The organism is Methylobacterium sp. Leaf102 (genome assembly GCF_001422425.1).
Lineage (GTDB): Bacteria > Pseudomonadota > Alphaproteobacteria > Rhizobiales > Beijerinckiaceae > Methylobacterium.
On the sequence record NZ_LMMX01000038.1, the window covers coordinates 43,579 to 64,593 of the forward strand.

The 21,015-nt window shown below is 67.7% G+C and carries 21 protein-coding genes; 5 read left to right on the top strand and 16 right to left on the bottom strand.

The genetic code is table 11. The annotated features are described in order from the left end of the window. Positions 1–72 precede the first annotated feature (72 nt). From ASF27_RS18095 to ASF27_RS18110, 5 genes are all read right to left on the bottom strand, one after another. Complete coding sequence (locus ASF27_RS18095) at positions 73–1,056, bottom strand: beta-propeller fold lactonase family protein (RefSeq protein ID WP_018044298.1); 984 nt, start codon at positions 1,054–1,056, stop codon at positions 73–75. Positions 1,057–1,241: 185 nt separating this feature from the next. Continuing rightward, positions 1,242–1,580 carry a cytochrome c gene (locus ASF27_RS18100; protein ID WP_018044299.1) on the bottom strand — a complete coding sequence of 113 codons (339 nt, stop codon included), beginning with the start codon at positions 1,578–1,580 and terminating at the stop codon, positions 1,242–1,244. An 11-nt stretch (positions 1,581–1,591) separates the two neighbouring features. Further along, a complete protein-coding gene (locus ASF27_RS18105) occupies positions 1,592–2,815 on the bottom strand; it encodes a molybdopterin-dependent oxidoreductase (RefSeq protein WP_018044300.1) in 1,224 nt (407 codons plus the stop codon). A 278-nt stretch (positions 2,816–3,093) separates the two neighbouring features. After that, positions 3,094–3,228, bottom strand: coding sequence for a hypothetical protein (locus ASF27_RS23455; RefSeq protein ID WP_018044301.1), 135 nt, complete (start codon positions 3,226–3,228; stop codon positions 3,094–3,096). A gap of 78 nt (positions 3,229–3,306) precedes the next feature. Further along, on the bottom strand, positions 3,307–3,540 hold the full coding sequence (locus ASF27_RS18110; protein WP_018044302.1) for a hypothetical protein: 234 nt from the start codon (positions 3,538–3,540) through the stop codon (positions 3,307–3,309). 214 nt (positions 3,541–3,754) lie between these two features. Between ASF27_RS18110 and ASF27_RS18115 the strand changes: the two genes are divergently transcribed. Beyond that, the gene (locus ASF27_RS18115) at positions 3,755–4,906 is read left to right on the top strand and encodes a TDT family transporter (protein WP_018044303.1); all 1,152 of its coding nucleotides are present in this window, start codon (positions 3,755–3,757) and stop codon (positions 4,904–4,906) included. Between the two features lie 26 nt (positions 4,907–4,932). Here the strand turns inward: ASF27_RS18115 and ASF27_RS18120 are convergent, their stop codons facing one another. Both ASF27_RS18120 and ASF27_RS18125 read right to left on the bottom strand, forming a co-directional pair. Beyond that, on the bottom strand, positions 4,933–5,994 hold the full coding sequence (locus ASF27_RS18120; RefSeq protein ID WP_018044304.1) for a putative sulfate exporter family transporter: 1,062 nt from the start codon (positions 5,992–5,994) through the stop codon (positions 4,933–4,935). 183 nt (positions 5,995–6,177) lie between these two features. Beyond that, positions 6,178–6,816: a 2,3-bisphosphoglycerate-dependent phosphoglycerate mutase gene (locus ASF27_RS18125; protein WP_018044305.1), complete on the bottom strand. Its 639-nt coding sequence runs from the start codon at positions 6,814–6,816 to the stop codon at positions 6,178–6,180. Positions 6,817–7,155: 339 nt separating this feature from the next. On the opposite strand from ASF27_RS18125, the gene ASF27_RS18130 reads away from it, so the two are divergent. Continuing rightward, positions 7,156–7,566: a response regulator gene (locus tag ASF27_RS18130; protein WP_051074325.1), complete on the top strand. Its 411-nt coding sequence runs from the start codon at positions 7,156–7,158 to the stop codon at positions 7,564–7,566. Between the two features lie 171 nt (positions 7,567–7,737). On the opposite strand, the gene ASF27_RS18135 is transcribed toward ASF27_RS18130, so the two are convergent. The 9 genes from ASF27_RS18135 to ASF27_RS18175 form a co-directional block, all read right to left on the bottom strand. Continuing rightward, positions 7,738–10,905, bottom strand: coding sequence for a CusA/CzcA family heavy metal efflux RND transporter (locus tag ASF27_RS18135; protein ID WP_018044307.1), 3,168 nt, complete (start codon positions 10,903–10,905; stop codon positions 7,738–7,740). After that, positions 10,902–12,404, bottom strand: coding sequence for an efflux RND transporter periplasmic adaptor subunit (locus ASF27_RS18140; RefSeq protein WP_018044308.1), 1,503 nt, complete (start codon positions 12,402–12,404; stop codon positions 10,902–10,904). The genes ASF27_RS18135 and ASF27_RS18140 overlap by 4 nt, the downstream gene beginning before the upstream one ends. After that, positions 12,401–12,796: a FixH family protein gene (locus tag ASF27_RS18145; protein WP_018044309.1), complete on the bottom strand. Its 396-nt coding sequence runs from the start codon at positions 12,794–12,796 to the stop codon at positions 12,401–12,403. The genes ASF27_RS18140 and ASF27_RS18145 overlap by 4 nt, the downstream gene beginning before the upstream one ends. Positions 12,797–12,878: 82 nt before the next feature. Then, the gene (locus tag ASF27_RS18150) at positions 12,879–13,274 is read right to left on the bottom strand and encodes a hypothetical protein (RefSeq protein ID WP_018044310.1); all 396 of its coding nucleotides are present in this window, start codon (positions 13,272–13,274) and stop codon (positions 12,879–12,881) included. 44 nt (positions 13,275–13,318) lie between these two features. Next, entirely contained in the window at positions 13,319–14,482 is a 1,164-nt protein-coding gene (locus ASF27_RS18155) for an MFS transporter (protein ID WP_056172881.1), read from the bottom strand. 7 nt (positions 14,483–14,489) lie between these two features. Continuing rightward, positions 14,490–15,785 carry an arsenic transporter gene (locus tag ASF27_RS18160; RefSeq protein ID WP_056306599.1) on the bottom strand — a complete coding sequence of 432 codons (1,296 nt, stop codon included), beginning with the start codon at positions 15,783–15,785 and terminating at the stop codon, positions 14,490–14,492. A gap of 36 nt (positions 15,786–15,821) precedes the next feature. Next, positions 15,822–16,247: an arsenate reductase (glutaredoxin) gene (gene arsC, locus ASF27_RS18165; RefSeq protein ID WP_018044313.1), complete on the bottom strand. Its 426-nt coding sequence runs from the start codon at positions 16,245–16,247 to the stop codon at positions 15,822–15,824. After that, a complete protein-coding gene (locus ASF27_RS18170) occupies positions 16,247–16,774 on the bottom strand; it encodes an arsenate reductase ArsC (RefSeq protein ID WP_018044314.1) in 528 nt (175 codons plus the stop codon). The genes arsC and ASF27_RS18170 overlap by 1 nt, the downstream gene beginning before the upstream one ends. After that, positions 16,767–17,126, bottom strand: coding sequence for a metalloregulator ArsR/SmtB family transcription factor (locus ASF27_RS18175; RefSeq protein WP_026176011.1), 360 nt, complete (start codon positions 17,124–17,126; stop codon positions 16,767–16,769). The genes ASF27_RS18170 and ASF27_RS18175 overlap by 8 nt, the downstream gene beginning before the upstream one ends. A gap of 50 nt (positions 17,127–17,176) precedes the next feature. On the opposite strand from ASF27_RS18175, the gene arsH reads away from it, so the two are divergent. The 3 genes from arsH (at position 17,177) to ASF27_RS18190 (ending at position 20,996) form a co-directional block, all read left to right on the top strand. After that, positions 17,177–17,923, top strand: coding sequence for an arsenical resistance protein ArsH (gene arsH / locus ASF27_RS18180; RefSeq protein ID WP_018044316.1), 747 nt, complete (start codon positions 17,177–17,179; stop codon positions 17,921–17,923). Between the two features lie 848 nt (positions 17,924–18,771). Further along, a complete protein-coding gene (locus ASF27_RS18185; RefSeq protein ID WP_018044318.1) occupies positions 18,772–19,350 on the top strand; it encodes a toll/interleukin-1 receptor domain-containing protein in 579 nt (192 codons plus the stop codon). 41 nt (positions 19,351–19,391) lie between these two features. Beyond that, positions 19,392–20,996 (top strand): DUF2235 domain-containing protein, encoded by a 1,605-nt coding sequence (locus tag ASF27_RS18190; protein ID WP_026176012.1) that lies wholly within the window; start codon positions 19,392–19,394, stop codon positions 20,994–20,996. Positions 20,997–21,015 lie beyond the last annotated feature (19 nt).

The window sequence follows — 21,015 nt, forward strand, 5'->3', positions numbered from 1 at the left end:
TTGTCCTGCGTTCGTGACGTGTCGACATCGGGAACGCGCCGGGAGCCGAGAAGGCACCCGGCGCGCGACGCCTCAGGGCTTCATGGTCGAGATGACCGCGTTCTTCGCCCGGTCCACCACGGCGACGCTAAGGTCGCGGTTGAGGACGTAGGCGTGGGCGTTGTCGGCCGAGAACGCGATCGCCTGGCGCGGCTCGTTCAGGCCGGTCACCGTGGCGACGACCTTGAGGGTGCCGGTGTCGATCACCGACAAGGAGTTGTCCTTGAGATTGCCCGAATAGACGAAGCGCCCGTCCGGGGTCAGCGCGGCGCCGTAGGGGTCCTTGCCCACCGCCACCTCGGACGTGACCTTACGGGCGGCGACATCGACCACGCCGATCGTGTTGCGGCCGCTGTTGGCGGCAAACAGCGTCTTACCGTCCTTGGTGATCGAGATGGCGCGCAGCTTGTCGAACCCGGCGATCTCGCCGGTGATCTTGTTGGTGGCGGTATCGACCAACGTGATCTTGTCGCCGAGGAAGTTCGTCACGAACACGGTCTTGCCGTCCGGCGACAACTTCACGCCCTGGCGCGGCTGCGCGAAGCCGGGGATCACAGCCTCGGCGAGCATGGTCCTGGTGTCGAACACGGTCAGCGTGCTCGCGGCCTCGTTATTGACGTAGAGCTTGGTCCCGTCGGCCGAGAGCACCGTGCCGAACGCGCCGGGGCCCGCGGCGAGAACGCCGGCTTCCTTGCCGGTGGCGGTCTCGTAGACCGTGATCCGGCCGGTGCCGCTGTCGGAGACGTAGAAGCGGGCGCCGTCCGGCGCGAACACGATGTTGCGCGGGGTCACGAAGCCGTCGAGGCGGCGCAGCACCGTGCCCTTGGCGACGTCGTAGACGATGACGGCGCTCTCTTCGCTGTTCGACACAGCGGCGACCGTACCGGCGGCGTTCAGCGCCAGCGCGTTGTTCTTGATCGCCCCGTCGAAACCGGCGGCGAACCCGGGCTGGCCCTGGGCGAGGAGCAAGGCGGCTCCGGCGACGAGGGCGCGCAGGCTGGTGCGGATATGGGTCATGAAGCGTGTCTCTCGGGCATGCGCGCTCGTTCGGCGGCCGGGGCCTGCCGTGAGGGCTGGTTCGAAATCGGAAATCCGTCGTGCAAGGCCGGGCCGGCCGTGCATCGCCCTGAGGAGACGCCGGAAGGCGCGGTCTATTCCCCGAGGCCGGCGAAAAAAGCGCGGCGGCCTCGGGAATCGGGGGTTCAGGGCGTCGGCTTCAACGCCGTGAGGTAATCGATGATGGTCTGCACGTCGGCCTGATCGACCGGTGCCTTGTAGACGTGAACCATCTTGTTCACGGTCTCGGTCCACTGCGCCTTGGTGAGCTTGGGCTGGGTCAGCACCATCCCGGCCGAGTGGCAGGCAAGGCAGTTGTTGTTGACGGCCTCGGCCCCCGGCCCGTCGGGGAAGATCCGGTCGGAGGTCGGCATCGCAATGGATTGCGAGGTGAAGCGCATCGGCTCGGGGGCCGGGGCGGCGAGCGCCACCAGAGGAGACAAGGCGAGCGCGGCGATGAGGGCCGCAGGGCGGATCGGGTTCATGGCTGGTCTCCTCAAGCGGCCTGGAAGGACACGGTCTCTATGCCGTTCTGCATGAAGCCGTTGGCGTTCCAGACCTGGTCCATGCCCTGGGCGACGCCGTTGGTATTGGTGCAGCGGACCTTAACCGCATGGGTGCCGGCGGCCAGCGCCGGCAGGCTGCCGTCGAAGCGGCGGAAGCTGTAGGGGCCCTCGTCCGCGCCGAGTTGCGCCGGAAACCACGTCGCCCCGCCGTCTCCGGAGAAGTCGACCGCCTTTACCCCGCAATCGCCGCCGAAAGCGATGCCGCGAAGGGCCACCGGCGTTCCGGCCGCCACCTTGGCGCCGTCGGTCAGGTTGGTGACGAAGGAGCGCGGCACCATCCTGTTGATCGGCACCGTCTTGAAGCCGGTCTGGCCGGGCTTGATGTTGGCGCCCGGCACGTCCGGGATGCGGTAGGCGGTCTTCATCCAGTACCCGTCGTCGGGCTTGTCCAGCACCTCGATGTCGGACAGCATCTTGACCCAGTAGGTCGAATACCAGCCCGGCACCACGAGGCGGAGCGGGAAACCGTTGAGCAGCGGGAGCTGCTCGCCGTTCATCGCGTAGGCGATCATCACCTCACCATTGTTGGCGTGGTCGAGATCGAGCGACTTCTTGAAGTCCGGCGCGTCGTCGACCACGGGCTCGTCGAGGCCGTTGAAGCGCACCTGCACGGCGCCGGACTTCACCCCAGCGCGTTCGAGCACGTCCTTGAGGCGTACCCCGGTCCAGCGGGCGTTGCCCATCGAGCCGTTGGCCCATTGCGCGCCGGGCACCCGCGGCTCGAACAGCCCGCGTGAATTGCCCGAGCACTGGTTCACCGCGGCGATCTCGAAGCGCGGCAGGCCGGCGATGGCGTCGAGCGAGAGCGAGAGTTCCTTATCGACGTGGCCGTGGACCTTAAGACGGAAGGTGCCGGCATCGACTTCGGTCGGGATCGAGGCCCAGTGCCAACGGACGTAGAAGCGGTCGTTAGGGGTGAACACGCCCTCGTCGAACACCGAGAACGGCGTCTCCAGCAGCGGCGGATGGGTGCGTTGAAGGATCATCTCGGCCTTGCCCGGAAAGGCGGTGGTCAGCGCCCGCTCGTCCGGGCCGCCGGGCAGCGGAAGCTTCACCGAGCCCGCGGCCCAGGCCGGCATGGCGGCGGCGAGGCTGCCGACCCCTAGGCCACCCAGGACGAGGCGGCGGTTCAACGGTTCGTGCAGATGGCGCATGATGTCTCCCTGGAATCGTTTGTTGGGCCGCGTCGGCCGGTCGCTGGATCTCGGTGTCGCCGTCGGCGGACGGCATTGGCGTCGGTCGGGACGGTTCGGTCTCGCCGCCGGAAACTCGGGTCGTCGATCCATGTCATCCCGGCAAAGAGGCGTCCTCTCCGTGAACGAGATGCTACAGCGAGATGATTATTCCACCCAATGATCGTTAGAGATCTGAACGATCTCCGATTGCGATCATCCGAAGATTTCCGATCTCCGATCAATGGCGGGCGGCCGGATCAGATGATCGTCAGCCAGGCGGTGCCGACGGCGGCGACAGTCAGGGCGACCGTCCAGAACAGGACCCAGCGCATATGACCGCTGGTCTCGCCCTGCCGGGCCTCGTCAGTGGTCTCGAAGGTGGGTCGGGTCATGATGGATCTCCCTGTCATTCGGGTGTTCGAAGGCTTCACGTGCCGCCGGACGGATGCCCGGCGGCCAAGGGGGCGCTGTCAGCGACCGATCAGTTCCCGCGCCGGGCCGCCGGTCTCCTGGCCGCGGCCACGGGCGTAGGCCGGGAGTGCCGGGTTCTTGGCGTTGGCGCCATCGGCGTCGCCGTAGATCGGTGCGGATGGGCTGGTGATGAAGCGGACCTGCGGAGCGCGGAGGCCCTGGGCCTGCGAGAGGCCCGTCATGCCGACGAGGGCGGAGGCGGCGAGGGCGACGGCAGCGATCGTACGGGTCATGGTCGATATCCTTCTGGTCGGGTCGTCACGTCGGTTCGTGATGACAAGAAGGTAGCGGCCGACAACCATTCATACTAATGGTTTGATTAGCTAGTTTTAATCGATTGTTTTGATGATTAAGCGCCGCTTGCGAGTTGATGTTTATCGCGGCGGCGCGCGATGCGGGGTCGTGCTAGAGCCGGTGCGTTGACCCTCCGAAGCCCAAGAGCGCCCCGTGTCCGAATCCAGTCTGCTGGCGATCAGCACAGGCCTAAAGCCGCTCTCGCGCCTCCAGCATCCGCGGGACGTGATCCGACAATTCACGCCGAACTGGTTCACCGTGGTGATGGGCACTGGCGTGGTCGCCTTGGCCCTCGACCGTCTGCCGGAGACGCATGCCCTGCTGGCCCCTGTGCCGCTCGGGCTCTGGCTCGCCTCCGTCGTGCTTTTCGCCACCTTCTGCCTAGTCTACGGCGCGCGCTGGATCTTCTACTTCGATGGCGCCCGACGGATCTTCGGACACTCGACGGTGTCGATGTTCTTCGGGGCGATCCCGATGGCACTGGCGACGCTGCTGAACGGGCTGCTGATATTCGGTCCGCCCTATCTCGGCGCAGAGACCGTCCGAATCGCACTGCCACTGTGGTGGTTCGACGTGGCGCTCGCTCTGATCTGTGCTGTCGCGATCCCCTACCTGATGTTCACCCGTCAGGAGCACCGCATCGACCAGATGACGGCCGTATGGCTGCTGCCAGTGGTGACAGCCGAGGTCGTCGCCGTCTCCGGTGGCCTGCTCGCTCCAGCCTTGAGCGGCGAGAGCCAACAACTCGCCGTCATCGTCACGAGCTTCGTGCTCTGGGGCGTCTCGGTCCCGCTGGCGCTGAGCATCCTGGCGATCCTGGTGCTGCGCATGGCGCTGCACAACTTGCCACCGCGTGAGATGGCCGCATCGAGCTGGCTCTCCCTCGGTCCGCTCGGAACCGGGGCGCTCGGCCTGCTCGTGCTGGGGCAGGCCGGTGGCCCGATCCTCGCGGCAGGCGGTTTTGCCGGCGCGCCCGAGATCCTCAGGATCACGGGCCTGATCGGCGCGCTGATCCTCTGGGGCTACGGCGCCTGGTGGTTTCTGCTCTCGCTCGCCGTCACCGTGCGCTACCTACGCGCCGGCGTTCCGTTCAACCTCGGCTGGTGGGGCTACATCTTCCCGCTCGGCGTCTATGCCCTGGCCACCCTGCGGATCGGCGAAGTGACGGCACTCAGCGGGTTCGCCTGGCTCGGAGCGGGCCTCGTCGGCCTGCTGACCCTACTCTGGCTGATCGTGTCCGTGCGCACGTTGCGCGGGGCCTATCGCGGGGAGCTCTTCGTCTCGCCCTGCCTCGCCGGGGCCTGACCGGGCCTCGGGCGCATCCGATCGGTTCAAGCGAGGCCCAGCACGCGGATCAGACCGAGGCTGACGGCGCCGAGTGCGACGAGCGAGGCGACCACCGCCAGGGTCACCCGCGCCCCGGCCTTGGCGACGCTGCGCACATCGACCCCGAGGCCGAGCGCCGCCATCGAGACCACGGTGAGCAGATTGGCGGTCTCCGACATCGGCGCGAGCGCGACCTGCGGAACCAGCCCGGCCGAGCGAAGGCCCGCGAGCGCCAGGAAGGCGAGGATGAACCACGGCACCAAGCGGTGGATCGCGAGGCCGGCGCGAGCAGGGCGGTCGCCAGCGGTGACGCCGGGGGCGGCCTCGTCGGTCTCCTCGCGCAGCCGGCTTGCGCCGAGCGAGAGCATCAGGACGACCGGGCCTAGCATCAGCACCCGGACGAGCTTCACCAGGGTTCCGACCTGGACGCTGAGCGCCGCGACCGGCGCGGTGGCGGCGAGGACTTGCGGAACAGCGTAGACGGTGAGGCCGGCGAGCACGCCGTACTGCATCGGCGACAGACCGAGCAGCGGCACCAGCAGCGGTAGGCCGAGCACCACCAGCACGCCCAGCACCGCGGTGAAGGCGATGGAGGCGGCGACGTCCTCGCCGTCGGCGCCGATCACCGGTGCCGTGGCCGCGATCGCCGAGTTGCCGCAGATCGAGTTCCCGCAGGCCACGAGGATCGCCATGCGCGGATGCAGCCCGAGCGCTCGGCCGATGCCGTAACTCGACAGGATCGCCACCGCGACGACGCCCGCAATGCCGAAGAGCAGGCCCGGTCCGGCGGCGAGGATCGTCGCGAGGCTGAGCGACGCCCCGAGCAGGACGACCGCGATCTCCAGCACGGTCTTGGCCCCGAAGGCGATGCCGGGAAAGAAACGCTGCGACGGGGTCCAGGCGGTGCGAATCGCGCTCCCGAGCAGGATCGCCAGTACCAGGGCTTCGAGCCAAGCGCGACCGAACAGATGCGCCTCGACGGCCTCGAAGCCGACCGCTGCGGCGGTGACCGCCACGCAGAGGCCCAGTCCCGGAAGGATGGCTCTCGTGCCGGCCAAGGCGTGCATCGATCGAGGGTGGGAGAAAAGTCTGGGCGCGGACATGGATGGCTCCGATGTGATGCCGGAGGATCCCAGGGCCCGTTCATTCACTCCAACGGAATGATTAGATGCTTGCCATCACTGAAATAGATGAAAGCAGGACCCCTTCAGAGTTTGCGGAGACCCATTGTGGAGGGCCGACAGGCGGATTCACCCGTCGATCCAGCGGGCCTTGATCGTCGTGTCCGCAGCAAGCTCATAGATCCTGACGGAGCCCGTCGCGAGTTCAAGGTGCTCGACCTCCGCGGGGCTCAGGTCTTCAAGCGCCATGACAAGCGCCCGCAGGCAATTGCCGTGGGCGACGACGAGCACGTCTCCGCCCATAACCGCCGGCTGGATGGTTCGGAGGTAGCATGGGACGATGCGGGCGACGGTATCGCGCAGGCTCTCACCGTTCGGCGGCGCCTCGGCGTAGGAGCGGCGCCAGGTCTCGATCCGCTCCGCCCCCCAGCGCGCATCGGCGGCGATCTTGTCGAGCCCGCTGAGGTCGCCGTAGTCTCGCTCGTCGAGCGCGGCGAAGCGTTGGGGGACCAATCCGGGTTGCCCGAGCGCATCGAGAATAAGCCGGCCGCTCACGATCGCCCGCGTCAGCGTCGAGGTGAAGGCTGCGGAAAAGCGCCAGCTGCGCTCGGCCAAACGCCGCCCGGCTGCCTCGGCTTCCATCCGGCCCTGCTCGGTCAAGGGCGAGTCCAGCAATCCCGTGAACAGGCCGGATCGGTTGGCTACGCTCTGGCCATGCCGGACCAGCACGAGATGTCGCGTGACCGGGGCTTTGCAATCGTGAATCACGCTGTCTCCCGAGGCAGAGCACTTTCGTGCCGGTCGCATCGCCTCTGATGATGTCGGCATCCGACTTCAACGAACTTCGACCATGCGATGGGTTGGACCGTTCATCCGGAGTCGGCGGGTCATCCTAGGTCCGCTTAAGAACGTCTCGCGACTGAAAGCAGCCAAGCTGCTTCCCACCCCAAGCTGACCTCGCGAATGGGTACCAAGCGTCAGATTTCAACCACTAGGGGCCCGCATCCACGGGACCTACGGAAACGGCGCTAGGCAACCATGCTCCGATGGCGCAAAAGAAACCTATGTTATGCGGCAACCTACCGGCCAGGCCGGCCTTTGGTATCCATGCCCCTGCCTGACCCCGCCGATGCCCCCCATGTCCTCGTGGTCGACGACGACGCCCTCATCCTGATGGATGTGTCCGACATCCTGGAGGATGCCGGTTTCGTGGTTCTTGAGGCGATGGACGTCGCCCAGGCGACGCGGGTGCTCGACGAGCACCATGGCAAGGTGCAGCTGCTGTTCACGGACGTGCAGATGCCCGGGCCGGACAACGGCTTCGACCTGGCGCGGCGGACGGCCGTGACGTGGCCCCACATCGCCATCGTGGTCGCCTCCGGCAATGTGCGACCTGAACCCGGGGACCTGCCCGATGGGGCGACGTTCATCGGGAAGCCGTTCAGCCCCTCCTTGGTCCGGCACCACGTGCGCGAGACGATGCCGTCGGAGAAGCACCCCGGGCCCCTTCGGAGGTAAGCCCGGGATCGGTTGGCCGGAGCCCCATGCCTCCTACCGGCTCTCCTCGATCATCGACCGGATGCGAGCGACCCTCGATGTCGGGTTAGGCGAGGTCTTCGAGAATGTCGGAGACCAACATGCCTAACCGTCGGCTCGTCGTCGACCACCAGCATGGTCTCGTCCTCGTTGTCATTCCGCGGCCAAGGGCATCGTGTGCCCCTCGACGGGTTCCGGCTGCATGTCGGATCTCGGCAGTCCCCATCCCTTCACCAGCCCGTATACCGCCGGGATCACGACGAGGGTCAGGACGGTCGACGACACCATGCCGCCGATCATCGGCACCGCGATGCGCTGCATGACCTCGGAGCCCGAGCCGGTGCTCCACAGGATGGGCAACAGCCCGGCTATGATGGCGACCACGGTCATCATCTTGGGCCGCACCCGCTCGACCGCGCCGACCATGATCGCCCGCCTCAGGTCATTTCGCGATAGGGCGCGCCCATCCCGCTCGCACTCCGTCCGGATCTCGGCCAGCGCATGGTCGAGGTAGACCAGCATGATCACCCCGGTCTCGGCGGCGACCCCGGCGAGCGCGATGAAGCCCACGGCCACGGCGACCGATAGGTTGAAGCCCAACCACCACATCAGCCAGACGCCGCCCACCAGTGCGAAGGGCAGCGACAGCATCACGATGAGGGTTTCAGTCAGCCGGCGAAAGTTGAGGTAGAGCAGCAGGAACACGGTCAGGAGGGTCAGGGGCACCACGATCTTGAGCCGGGCCGTGGCGCGGTCGAGGTACTCGACCTGCCCGCTCCACTGGAGGGTGGTCCCGGGTGGCAGGCTCACCTCGCCGGTAACAGCCGCCCGTGCATCGGCCACGTAGCCGCCAAGGTCCCGTCCCGAGACATCGACGTAGATGAAGACCGCGAGTTGCCCGTTCTCGGTCCGGATCTGGGTCGGCCCCCGGGTCAGTGCCACCTTGGCGACTTCGCCCAAGGGGACCGTGCCTCCGCCCGCGATGGGCACCTGCACCTCGGTCGCGATGGATTGTGGGCTCGACCGGAAGGCGCGCGGGTAGCGCACGTTGACGGTGTAGCGCTCGCGGCCCTCGACCGTGTTGGTGACGCTCTCGCCGCCGAGCGCCATGGCGATCACGTCCTGCACGTCCCCGACCGATAGGCCGTAGCGGCCCAGAACCTCCCGGTCGGGCGTGATGTCGAGGAAGTACCCGCCCTGGACGCGCTCGGCATAGGCGCTCGACGTGCCCGGCACCGCCTTCACCACCGCCTCGACCCGGCGGGCGACCTTCTCCATCTCGGCGAGGTCGGTTCCGAGCACCTTGATGCCGACGGGGGTCCGGATGCCGGTGGCGAGCATGTCGATGCGGGCGCGGATCGGCTGGGTCCAGGCATTGGAGACACCGGGGAACTGGAGCGCGGCATCCATCTCGGCTTTGAGGCTCGCCAGCGTCACGCCCGGGCGCCACTCCGCCTTCGGCTTCAGGTTGACGATGGTCTCGAACATCTCGGAGGGCGCCGGGTCCGTCGCGGTCGCGGCCCGTCCGGCCTTGCCGTAGACGGACAGGACTTCCGGGAAGCTCTTCAGGATGGTGTCCTGTCTCCCTAAAAGCTCGCCGGCCTTGGTCACCGAGATGCCCGGCAGGGTGGTCGGCATGTACATCAGGGTGCCCTCGTCGAGATCGGGCATGAACTCGGACCCGAGTTGCAGGGCCGGCCAGACCGAGGCGCCGAGAACGCCCAGCGCGATCAGGATGGTCAGCACCCGCGCCCGCAGGACCCCTGCGATGATGGGACGGTAGAACCAGATCAGGAGCCGGTTCACCGGGTTGCGGTGCTCGGGCACGATGCGGCCGCGCACGAACAGCACCATCAGCGCCGGAACCAGCGTCACCGACAGCACCGCCGCCGCCGCCATCGCGAACGTCTTGGTGAAGGCCAGCGGCCCGAACAGACGCCCTTCCTGGCTTTCCAGGGTGAAGATGGGCAGGAAGCTGACCGTGATGATGAGGAGCGAGAAGAACAGCGAGGGACCGACCTCGGAGGCGGCCTCTATCAGGACCTGGACCCGGGGCTTGCCAGGGTCCGCCCGCTCCAGGTGCTTGTGGGCGTTCTCGATCATGACGATGGCGGCGTCGATCATGGCGCCGACCGCGATGGCGATGCCGCCCAGGCTCATGATGTTGGCGCCCAAGCCCAGCGCCTTCATGCCCGCGAACGCCATTAGGATGCCGACCGGCAGCATCAGGATCGCGACCAGCGCACTGCGGACGTGGAGCAGGAACACGACGCAGACGAGGGCGACGATGGCGCTCTCCTCGATCAGGGTCCCCTTGAGCGTCTCGATGGCCGCCTCGATGAGGTGCGACCGGTCGTAGACAGGCAGGATCTCGGTGCCCTTGGGCAGGCTCGCGGCGACCTCGGCGAGGCGCGCCTTGGCACTCGCGATAACGTCGAGGGCGTTGGCCCCGAAGCGCTGGAGGATGATGCCGCCGGCGACCTCGCCCTCCCCGTTCATCTCGGTGATGCCGCGGCGCTCGTCGGGACCGAGCTCGACCCGGGCGACGTCCTTCACCCGCAGGGGCGTGCCCGCCTCTGTCTTCAGGACGATGCTCTCGATGTCGGCGATGCTCTTGAGGTACCCGCGGCCACGGACGACGAACTCGAACTCGGAGAGCTCGACGGTGCGGCCGCCTACGTCGGCGTTGCTCGCCCGGATCGCGTCCCGGAGCTTCGCCAGGGTGATGCCCTGCGCCCGCAACCGGCTCGGGTCGACGACCACGTTGTACTGTTTGACGAAGCCGCCGACGCCTGCGACCTCGGCCACGCCTTCGGCACGAGAGGCCCCGAAGCGCACGACCCAGTCCTGGAGCGAGCGGAGCTCGGCCAGCGTGCGCTCTTTGGCGACCACGACGTACTGGTAGACCCAGCCGACCCCGGTCGCGTCCGGTCCCAGCGTCGGGGTCACCCCCGCCGGCAGGCGCTTGGCCACGGTGTTTAGGTATTCGAGCACCCGGCTCCGGGCCCAGTATGGGTCGGTGCCGTCCTCGAAGATGACGTAGACGAACGAGACCCCGAAGAACGAGAAGCCGCGCACGACCTTCGACCGGGGCACCGTCAGCATGGCGGTAGTCAGCGGGTAGGTGACCTGGTCCTCGATGACCTGTGGCGCCTGCCCGGGGTACTCGGTGTAGACGATGGTCTGGACGTCCGAGAGGTCCGGGATCGCGTCGAGCGGCAGGGTCCTCAGGGCGTAGAGCCCGGCCCCCACCGCGAACACCGTCCCGATCAACACCAGAACCAGATTCCGGGCCGACCAGCCGATGAGCCGGGCGATCATGGCGCCCTCCCATCGGCCGCCGCCTGCGGACCTGGTTCTACCTTCGGCTCGGAGAGACCCTGCAGCGCCGCCTTGAGGTTGCTCTCGGCGTCGATGAGGAAGTTGGCGGCGGTCACCACCCGGTCGCCTGCCGCGATGCCCTCCCGGACTTCGACGTAGCCGTCGCCGCGGGCACCGAGCTTGACCGGGCGCGGCTCGAAGCGGCCCTCGCCCTTGTCGAGCAGGACGACCTGCCTGGTTCCGGTGTCGATGACGGCGTCGTCGGGGACGGCGACCACGGGCTTGGCGTTCCCGGTCGCGATCTCGACGTCGCCGTACATCCCGGGCCGCAGGTCGCCGTTGAGGTTCGGCAACTCGATGCGCAGGCGGGCCGTCCGGGTCCCCATGGCGAGGTGCGGATAGATCCGCGTCACCGTGCCAGTGAAGGTCCGGTCGGGAAACGTCCGGGCACGCACGGTCGCCGTTTGGCCCTCCGCCACGGACGCCAGGTCGCGTTCGGTCACGTCGACGAGCACCCATACCCGGGTATGGTCGACGAGCTTGAACAGGGTGTCGCCGGACTTGGCGCGCATGCCGTCGGAGACGTTGCGCTCGACCACGACGCCGTCGCGTGGCGCCGACCACGTGATGGTCGCCGGCACTTTTCGGGATCGCTCGATCTCGTCGATGGCCTCGGGCGGGATGCCGAGGTTCTCCAGTCGGCGCCGGGCGCCCTCGTAGCCGATGCCGGTGAGGTACTGCGCGGCGGCCGCGTTCATCTCGGGCGAGAACAGGCGCATGAGCGGCTGGCCCTTGTGGACGTGGTCGCCGGTGGTGACGGCCTCGACCTTCTCAATGAAGGCGTCGGTGCGCATCGCGATGACCGAGATCCGGCGCTCGTCCTCCTCGATGGTTCCAGGAGCCCGCACCGGCATGGATAGGACGCGCCGTGCAGCGACCTCCGTCCGGACGCCGGTTCGCTGGACCTTGCCGGGCGAGAGGGTCACGGTGCCGTCGTCGGTGTCCTCGCCCTCGTAGACGGGGAGGTAGTCCATCCCCATCGAGTCCTTTTTCGGAATCGGCGAAGTGTCCGGAAGGCCCATCGGGTTGCGGTAGAAGCGCACCTTGCGGGCGCTCGCGGGCGTCTTGGCCTGAGCCATGGCCATGTCGCCGTGGCCGGCGTCAGGCATGGCTTCCGCCTCTTCGGGTTCGTCGAAGCGCACGTCCTCGCTGGCGTGGACGGCGCGGTAGTCGCGACCGTCCGCCGTCTGTTTGGGTTCGGAGGCGTAGTCCGGCTTCCCGTCCGGGTCTCGGTAGTAGACCACCGAACCCGTCGCCTTGATCGGAGCCTGCGCGGGCATCGGGGAGGCCGGCCGTGCACCCGGCAGCCAATGGGCGAACCCGGTCCGCGCCTGCTGGACGAGCGCCGGCACGGGGCTGCCCTCATGCCCCGCGCCATAGCCCAGCCCCCCCGCCGCGAGCGCGGCGAGGGTCCCGGCCAGCCATGCCGTCCGGCTCACTTGGTGGCCTTGAACACCAGCTTGTTCTCGACGGTGCCGGTCTCGCCTTGGACCTTGGCCCCGAGCGAGAGGCGCCAGCCGCCGGCCATCGTCAGCTTCGCCTTGAACCGGTAGAGGCCCGGCTCCGGCGAGGGCAGTTGCTCGATCTTGGAGGTCATCTCCTCCATGCTGTCGGGCGCCATATCGATGCGCTTGGCGAAGATGACGGCGTTCGGCACGGGCTTGGACGTGCGCTTGTCGACGAGGCGGACGTCGAGGATGGCCTCGCCCTGCTTGGCTTCGTCCTTCACCAGCTGGAACTCGTAGTCCTTGGTGTCGGCCCGGGCCGCGGCGGTGAGGGCGAGGCCGAGCAGCGCAACCGTGAGGGCGCGCGAAAACGATGTCTTGGTCACGATGTGGGGTCTCCTGAACGCGATGGATGGCCACGCGCGGACGCGCGTCACCGTGCCGGCGCAGGCGCCGACGGCATCGGGTTCAGGCTCGGGGAGGCTCGGAGGGTGGCCCTTGCGAGACGCTGTCGAAGGAGGCGGTGACGGCCCACGCAGTCCCCTCGACGACGGCGACGCGTCCCGGCAACCCTAAGGCGCCGGGCAGGCCGGTGGCGACCTTCGCCAGGCAGAGTGCCATCAGGGGGCAGCCCTTCGAGCAGTCGGGCATGTCCGGCCGCTCCTTGGGGCAGCACGGCATCTCGTCCATGGCCATCCCGGCCATGTCGTCCATGGCCTCGTCGGGCATCGCCATGGCGTGGCCCTGAGCGGCCATCGGCGCATGCATGCCCGCGGCGGCCGCGGATGCGGTCACCGGCGCAAGGGCGAGGCTGAGGACCGCAAGGAGCGGAAGCAGCCGCCGAAGGGCGAGCCAGAAGGTCACGGACGGACGATGCCACATCGCGGAGCGGTGAGGAAGGGAGGTGACTACCGGACGCGCCAGAGGGATACGGCGAGCGCGACGTTCGCGAGGGCGAGCACGGTCAAGAGGGCGTAGGTCGCATCGGCGCCCGCCTGCGTCAGCACGACCGCCCCGAGGGAGGGCGCAAGCGCCTGCGCCACCAGCCCCGGACGGGCGAGCCGGCCAACGAGCGGGGCGTAGCGCTCGGGACCGAACAGCGCGAGGGGCACCGTCCCGCGGGCGATGGAATAGATCCCGTTGCCGGCGCCGTAGAGGACCAGCGACAGCCCCACCACGGGCAGACCAGCCGCCAGCATCGCGACCCCGATGGCGACGAGGACCATCGCCGCGGTGAGGGTCCATAGAGGGTGATGCCGGCCCTTCCCGGCCATCTCGACGATGCGCGCCCCCACCTGTGACGGGCCGATCAGCGCGCCGTATGCGACGGCCGAGGTCAGCGCCACGCCACGGGCCTGGAGAAGGGTAATGAGGTGCACCGAGACCATGGCCATTACGGTGCCGCCGAGGGTCAGGACCCCCGCCATGAGGAGGAAGGCACGCCGCTCGCGTGCATCGAGCCGGACGGCCGAGACCGGGCCCTCGGAACGTGCTGGCCCGTGGGCAGGGGGGTGCGGGATGACGAGCAGGACGAGGGGAAGCGTGACCGCCAGGTGCAGCCCGGCATAGGCGAGGCAGGTGCCGCGCCAGCCTACCCGTTCGATCAGGAAGGCCGAGAGCGGCCAGCACACCGTGCTGGCGAAGCCGCCCCACAGGGTCAGGGTCGTGATGGCGGGTCTTGCCTCGGCGCCGTAGAGCCGACCAAGCGTGGCAAAGGCCGGATCGTACAGGCCGGTGCCCATGCCGAGCCCGACGAGGAGCCAGCCCACCAGGTAGGTCGGCAGGTTCGGCGCGAGGCCGAGGACGCCGAGGCCCAAGGCAAGGACCACGGCCGCGAAGGCCAGAACGGGCCTACCGCCGTGCTCCCCGATGAACGCTCCGACCCGTGGCGAGACCAAGCCCGCGACGAGGAGGCCGAGGGACAGGCCGCCGATGACCCAACCCAGGGGCCATCCCGTGTCCTTCGACATCGGGGTGGCCAGCACCGACAACAGGTAGAACGAGGAGCCCCAGGTCAGGATCTGGACGACGCCTAGGGCCGAGATCACGGGCCAGCGGCGCACCGGGGTCATCGGTCCGCTACCGGGCCCCAAGAACGGGTAGCCACACTGCAAGGGCAGCCAGGGTGACGAGCAGCACCGGAGGGGTGATCACGAGGCCGACCCGCATGTACTGACCCCAGGTGATGCGCTGGCCCTTGATGTCGAGGACGTGCAGCCAGAGCAGGGTCGCCAAACTCCCGATGGGCGTGAACTTCGGGCCGAGGTCGCAGCCGATGACGTTGGCATAGACCATGAGCTCCCGGGTCAGTGGCGAGAGGTCCGGGGCCTGCTGGATTGAGAGCGCGCCCACCAGCACGCTCGGCATGTTGTTCATCACCGAGGACAGGATGGCGGCGGCGAACCCGGTCCCGATGGTGGCGACGAACGGGCCAAAGCCCGAGAGCCATACGAGCCCCTGCGCCAGGTAGCCGGTCAGCCCGGCATTCTTCAGGCCGTAGACCACGAGGTACATGCCGAGGCTGAACAGCACGATCTGCCAGGGGGCGCCGGTCAGGACCTTGCGAATGGGGATGACGCGGCTGCGGTTGGCCAGCGCCAGGAGGATCAGTGCGCCGGCACAGGTGACCACCGAGACCGGCACGCCGAACGGTGCGGTCACAAAGTAGGCGACCAGAAGCAGACCGAGGAGCGGGAAGGCCGCCCGGAAGACCAGCGGGTCCTTGATCGCGTGGCGCGGCGCTTCGAGCTCGGCTACCGGGTACGTGGCCGGAAGGTCGCGCCGGTAGAACAGCCACAGCACCACCAGGGTCGCTGCCAACGAGACCAGGTTCACCGGCACCATCACGGCCGCGTAGCGGCTAAAGGAGATGTCGAAGAAGTTCGCCGAGACGATGTTGACGAGGTTCGAGATCACCAGCGGCAGGCTCGTCGAGTCTGCCACGAACCCGCAGGCAACAATGAAGGCCAGCGCGGCCGCCGGCTTGAAGTTCAGCCGGAGCAGGATGGCGAGCACAATGGGGGTGAGCAGGAGGGCCGCCCCGTCATTGGCGAACACCGCCGCGATGGCTGCACCCAGGAGGATGAGCAGCGGGAAGAGCAGGCGTCCCCGGCCGCCGCCCCAGCGGGCGATGTGGAGCGCCGCCCAATGGAAGAAGCCGGCTTCGTCGAGGAGCAGCGAGATGATGATCAGCGCCACGAAGGTGAAGGTCGCGTCCCAGACGATGTGCCAGACCACCGGGATGTCGCCGGGGCTGATGACCCCGGTGGCCAGCGCCACGGCGGCCCCGATGAGGGCGCTCCACCCGATGCCGAGCCCCTTCGGCTGCCAGATGACGAAGACGAGGGTGACCACGAAGATGGCAAGGGCGAGCATCGGGACCGTTTCTTGTTCTTGTGTACGTGGAGCGGATCAGGCGGTGGCGACGCGGCGCCCGTGCTCGTCGACGACGCGCTCGCCGTCTTCCTTCACGAACTCGCCCTGCTGGGCCGGGAGGAGGTCGAGGACCGCCTCGGAGGGCCGGCACAGGGCAACGCCCTTCGGGCTCACCACCAGGGGGCGGTTCAGCAGGATCGGGTGCTCGGCGATGGCGTCGAGAAGCTGGTCGTCCGTCAGGCTCGGGTCCGAGAGCCCGAGTTCGGCGTAGGGCGTGACCTTCTCGCGGAGCAGAGCGCGGACGGTGACGCCAGCCCTGTCGGCGAGTTGGCGCACCAGGATCCGGTTCGGTGGCGTCTTGAGGTACTCGACCACATGCGGCTCGATGCCGGCGTTGCGGATCAGGGCCAGGGTGTTGCGGGACGTGCCGCAATCCGGGTTGTGGTAGATGACGACGTCCATCACGCGACCTCCGGGCGGGGCGAGGTGGCGCCGGCCCGCTGGCCGATCTCGCGCACCTTGGACGAGAGCGCCACGCCACTAAGGCTGTCGAGCGGCAGAGCGACGAAGGCTCCGATCCGGTTCTTCAGGTAGCGTTGGGCGGTGATGAACGCCGCCTTGCGCTGCATGTCGCTGCCTTCGACGGCTGCAGGGTCCTCGATGCCCCAGTGCGCCGTCACCGGCTGGCCGGGCCAGTAGGGGCAAGCCTCGCCGGCGGCGTTGTCACAGACCGTGAAGACGAAATCCATGACCGGCGCGTCGGGGCCGGCGAACGCGTCCCACGACTTCGAGCGCAGCCCCTCGGTCGGGTACTCCGTCTCGCGCAGAACCTGAACGGCGAGCGGGTTCACGTCCGCCTTCGGCTGGCTGCCGGCGGAAAAGGCCCGGAAACGACCCTGGCCCTCCTTGTTGAGCATGGCCTCCGCCAGGATCGAGCGAGCGGAGTTACCGGTGCAGAGGAACAGGACGTTGTAGACGCGGTCAGGCATGAGCGGTGTCTCCGGTGGGCAGGCAGCAGGCGGCGAGCGCGGCGACGGCGGGGGCGCAGACCTCGGGTCGCCCTTGGCAGCAATCGCGCATCAGAAATTGGATGAGCTCGGACAGGTCCGGGTAGGCGGCGCTGTAGATGATCGAGCGTCCCTCGCGCCGCGAGGTGACCAGCCCGGCATGGCTGAGCTCCTTCAGGTGAAATGACAGGTTGGTGCCCGAGACGCCGACCGCCTCGGCCAGCATGCCGGCCGCCATGCCTTCAGGGCCGGCGGTGACGAGCTGGCGCACGATGCGTAGGCGATGCTCCTGCCCAAGGGCCGCGAAGGCGGCGACGGCTTGCCGTTCGTCCATCATGATGTCAATATCTCAACCATCGTTGAAACGTAAAGGAACGAAGCGTCTTGGACAAGCCCCAACAGCCTTTCGCCGATGGATTGCCCAACCTCAGCGAGGAGCACTTCGTGGTCCCGGCGGCGACCGACCTTCAGGTGCAGGCACCGTTCACCCACGCCCCACGCTTCCTGATCCTGTACGGCTCGCTCCGGGAGCGTTCCTTCAGCCGCTTCCTGGCCTACGAGGCCGCGCGTCTCCTGGAGGCGATGGGAGGCGAGGTGCGGATCTACGACGCGCACGGCCTGCCGCTGCCCGACGACGCCACGGCCGATCACCCCAAGGTCGAGGAACTCCGGAACCTCTCGATCTGGTCCGAGGGCCACGTCTGGGTCAGCCCCGAGCGCCACGGCGCCATGACCGGGGTGATCAAGAGCCAGATCGACTGGCTCCCCCTGTCGGAAGGGTCGGTGCGCCCGACGCAGGGCCGGACCCTGGCCGTGATGCAGGTCTCGGGCGGCTCGCAGTCCTTCAACGCGGTCAACGGCCTGCGTGTGCTCGGGCGCTGGATGCGGATGATCACCATCCCGAACCAGTCTTCGGTCCCGATGGCCTATAAGGAATTTGACGAGGCCGGCCGGATGAGGCCTGGGCCGCTCTACGATCGGGTGGTCGACGTCTGCGAGGAATTGGTCAGGTTCACGCTCCTGACCCGCGAGCGCTCCTCCTATCTCGTTGACCGCTACTCCGAACGGAAAGAGCGAGAGCCTGAGCGCCTCAAGGCCGTCGCCGTCGACATCGGGTTCGTCAAGCGCTGAACCACTGCCCGTGGGGTGTTGGATCAAAGCCGAGTGGCCGCGAGTTGCGTTAGACAGCCCTTCGACGTCACAGCGATATTCGGTTCAGGATGGCATCCGAAGGCAAGATCGGCGGATGATCTCGCTGCCTCCGGCCGTCACATCCCCGGTTGGGGTGTGTCGTCCTCATCATCGGTCAGGTCGAGATCGACGGCCAGCCTGAGACGCGGCTCCATTCTGTCGGGCAGCACTCGGAGGATGACGACCTCAGCGTGCCCATGCCCGTCCCCCTGCACCCGATAGTACAGGACATGGGACGGCCCTCCCTTCCGTCCGGTCGCGAGTGCAACGTGGAGGGAACGCGTTTCGGGACCGAGGTTGGGCCTGGCTTTCGACGAAGGTGTATCTGATGCGTCGGCGACCATGCCAATCGCCCGGTCTATGTAGCCCACGTTAGCTTCGAGTTGGCGGGTACCGAACTCCTGGTGGGTTTCGACGAGTATGCGTTCGATATCGCTTTTCGCGGCGCTCCAGGGGTCAGAGTCGAGGGTGGCGGTCCCTGATTTTCATCGTGTGAGCGCTTCTTGAGGCGGCGGTGATCGCATCGCGGGCCCAAATCCCGCAAGCTCGGAGCGGGAGAGATCCACAGCGCAGGATGAGCGCAGGACGACTGGAACAAAACGTGTTCAGACGACATTATTCCTGAACTTGGCCGCCGCCTGGGGGGCTCATTGCGCACGAAATCCGGGCCAGGGGCCAGGAAGGCTACACCACCCAAGACGAAAGGGGCGGCGGTCGCGTGCGCCTCCAGTCCGCCAAAGCCGAGCGCACCAAAGGCGAAGACGAAGAAGCCAACGGTTCGGATCTTCGTGTCCTACAGCCACGCGAACTCAGCACAGCAGGCAAAGCTGCAGGTCCACCTGGCGCAACTGAAGCGCGACGAGGTCGAGACCTGGTTCGATGGCGACATGGAAGCCGGTGACGCACTGAACAGCAAGATCTCCCGTAAGCTTCGGGAGGCCCACGTCTTCGTGGCGTTGATGAGCCCCGAGTACATCCACAGCCACTGGTGCCAACTGGAGTACCGCCGTGCGATGGGCCGCCGGGCCAGGGGCGCAATGCGTGTGGTGGTCGTCGTGCTCCGCCATTGCGACTGGAAGGATACCGGCGCTTCGGCGCTAAAGGTGTTGCCGCGAGACGGCCGGGTGGTGAGCAACTGGCGAACCGCGGACGAGGCTTTTCACGACGTGACCCAGGGCATCCGCGGGGCGGTCAGGACGGTGCGCGCCTCGCTGGCCGAGGATGCCAAAGCGAGGCCTGCCAGGGCGGCCAGGAGCAAGGCATCCACAGGGAACGCCAAGACCGCCGGCGCTCGACGGATGAAGGGGGCCACGGGCCCGAAGCGGACCAAGGACGGTCCGCCGACGCGAAGTCGGGTTTCCGGTTGAACCATATAATTCGGGGGGCGGCCCGTGGGGTCGGAATGGGCATGCCGAAGAACATTGTCGTCTTTTCGGACGGGACCGGCCAGGAGGGCGGGCTGCGCGAGGAGCAGCGCCTCAGCAACGTCTACAAACTCTATCGCGTCTGCCGGGTTGGCCCGGACAGCGGCATCGACCCGAAGGATCAGGTGGCGTTCTACGACCCCGGGTTGGGGACCGACGGCTCAGCCACCGGGTTGCTGAGCGCCTACCGAAGGCTGCAGAAGCTCCTGTCCTCGGTGACGGGCCTCGGCATCACGAAGAACATCGCCGACTGCTACGCCTTCATCATCGACCACTACGAGCCGGGCGACCGTATCTTCCTCGTGGGCTTCAGCCGAGGAGCCTACACGGCCCGTTGCGTGGCAAACGTGCTCTTCCTGTGTGGCGTCCCGACGATTGCGCCCGGGGGCGAGTGCAAGGCCCCAAGCCTTTGGGCGGCGGTTGGCCAATGGATGAAGGAGAAGCTTCCAGGCCGGAAGCACGCGCTCCCGCCGCCGGCCGAGGCACTACCCCCCGGCAGTTACCTTCCACGGTTTCGGAAGACGACCCGCGACATCGCCAACGAGGCGGTGATGGGAGTCTACGAGTATGGCGCCGGGTCCCCTCGGGGCGACTACGACCGGGAGCGCCAGGAGCTGGCGCGTCGGTTCCGGCACCGATACGGGTCAGGCGACGACCTGAGGTCGAACGTGGCTCCTCATTTCGTAGGCGTGTTCGACACCGTCGCATCCCTCGGATCGGTCGGCGTACGGCGTTGGGGCCTCGCGGCAGGGCTGTTCGCGCTGGCCGCCGTGCTCGCCGCCGGGCCGTCGGTCGTGCTCGACCTTGCATTCCATACGGGGTTCTGGAAGCCGTTCGCGGTCGTCGCGATCCTCGGCGCGGCTTTCGTCCTGTGGCGCTGGCTTCCTACCACCATCAAGTTCATCGTGAACTCCCCCGTCAACGGCAAGACGCGCTTCAACCTCGCGCAATGGCGGTCCGGGAACTACGACAGGTTCCTCAGCGGCCACGTCGGCTACGGTCGGCACGCCCTGGCAATCGACGAGACCCGCGCCGACTTCCCCCGTGTCGAATGGGCGAAGAAGGACGCCATTCGCCAAAGGGTCGGCGACGAGCCCGATCCGCTGATCCAGATGTGGTTCGCAGGCAACCATTCCGACGTGGGCGGGAGTTATCCCGAGGTCGAAAGCCGGCTCTCCGACATCGCGCTGGACTGGATGGTCGAGGAGGCCACGACCATTCCGTATCCGCTCCTGGTCGACGGGATGGAACCGGGCAAGACGGGTACCGGGCGATTGCACCTGCACCCGGCCTTCGACGGCATGCAGCACTGCGAGGTCGCCGGGATGCGCGACACCATCGCGGGCATCGTCCCCGGCTGGCTCCTGCCATTGGCCGGCAGGCTGGGCTGGGCGGTGAAGCCACGCTACGTGCCGCCCGGGGCGCCTGTCCATGAGACCGTCTACCGGCGCTTCCGGTTGGCCGAGGTGACGCAATGCACCGGCAGGGGCCCCTACCGACCGGAGGCGCTGGCCACCCACGGGGATTTCAACGACGGATCTCCGGCCGCCCCTGCACCCGCGCAGGCTTCGGCTCCGGGCACGCCCTAACCATCATCCTTTCACATGC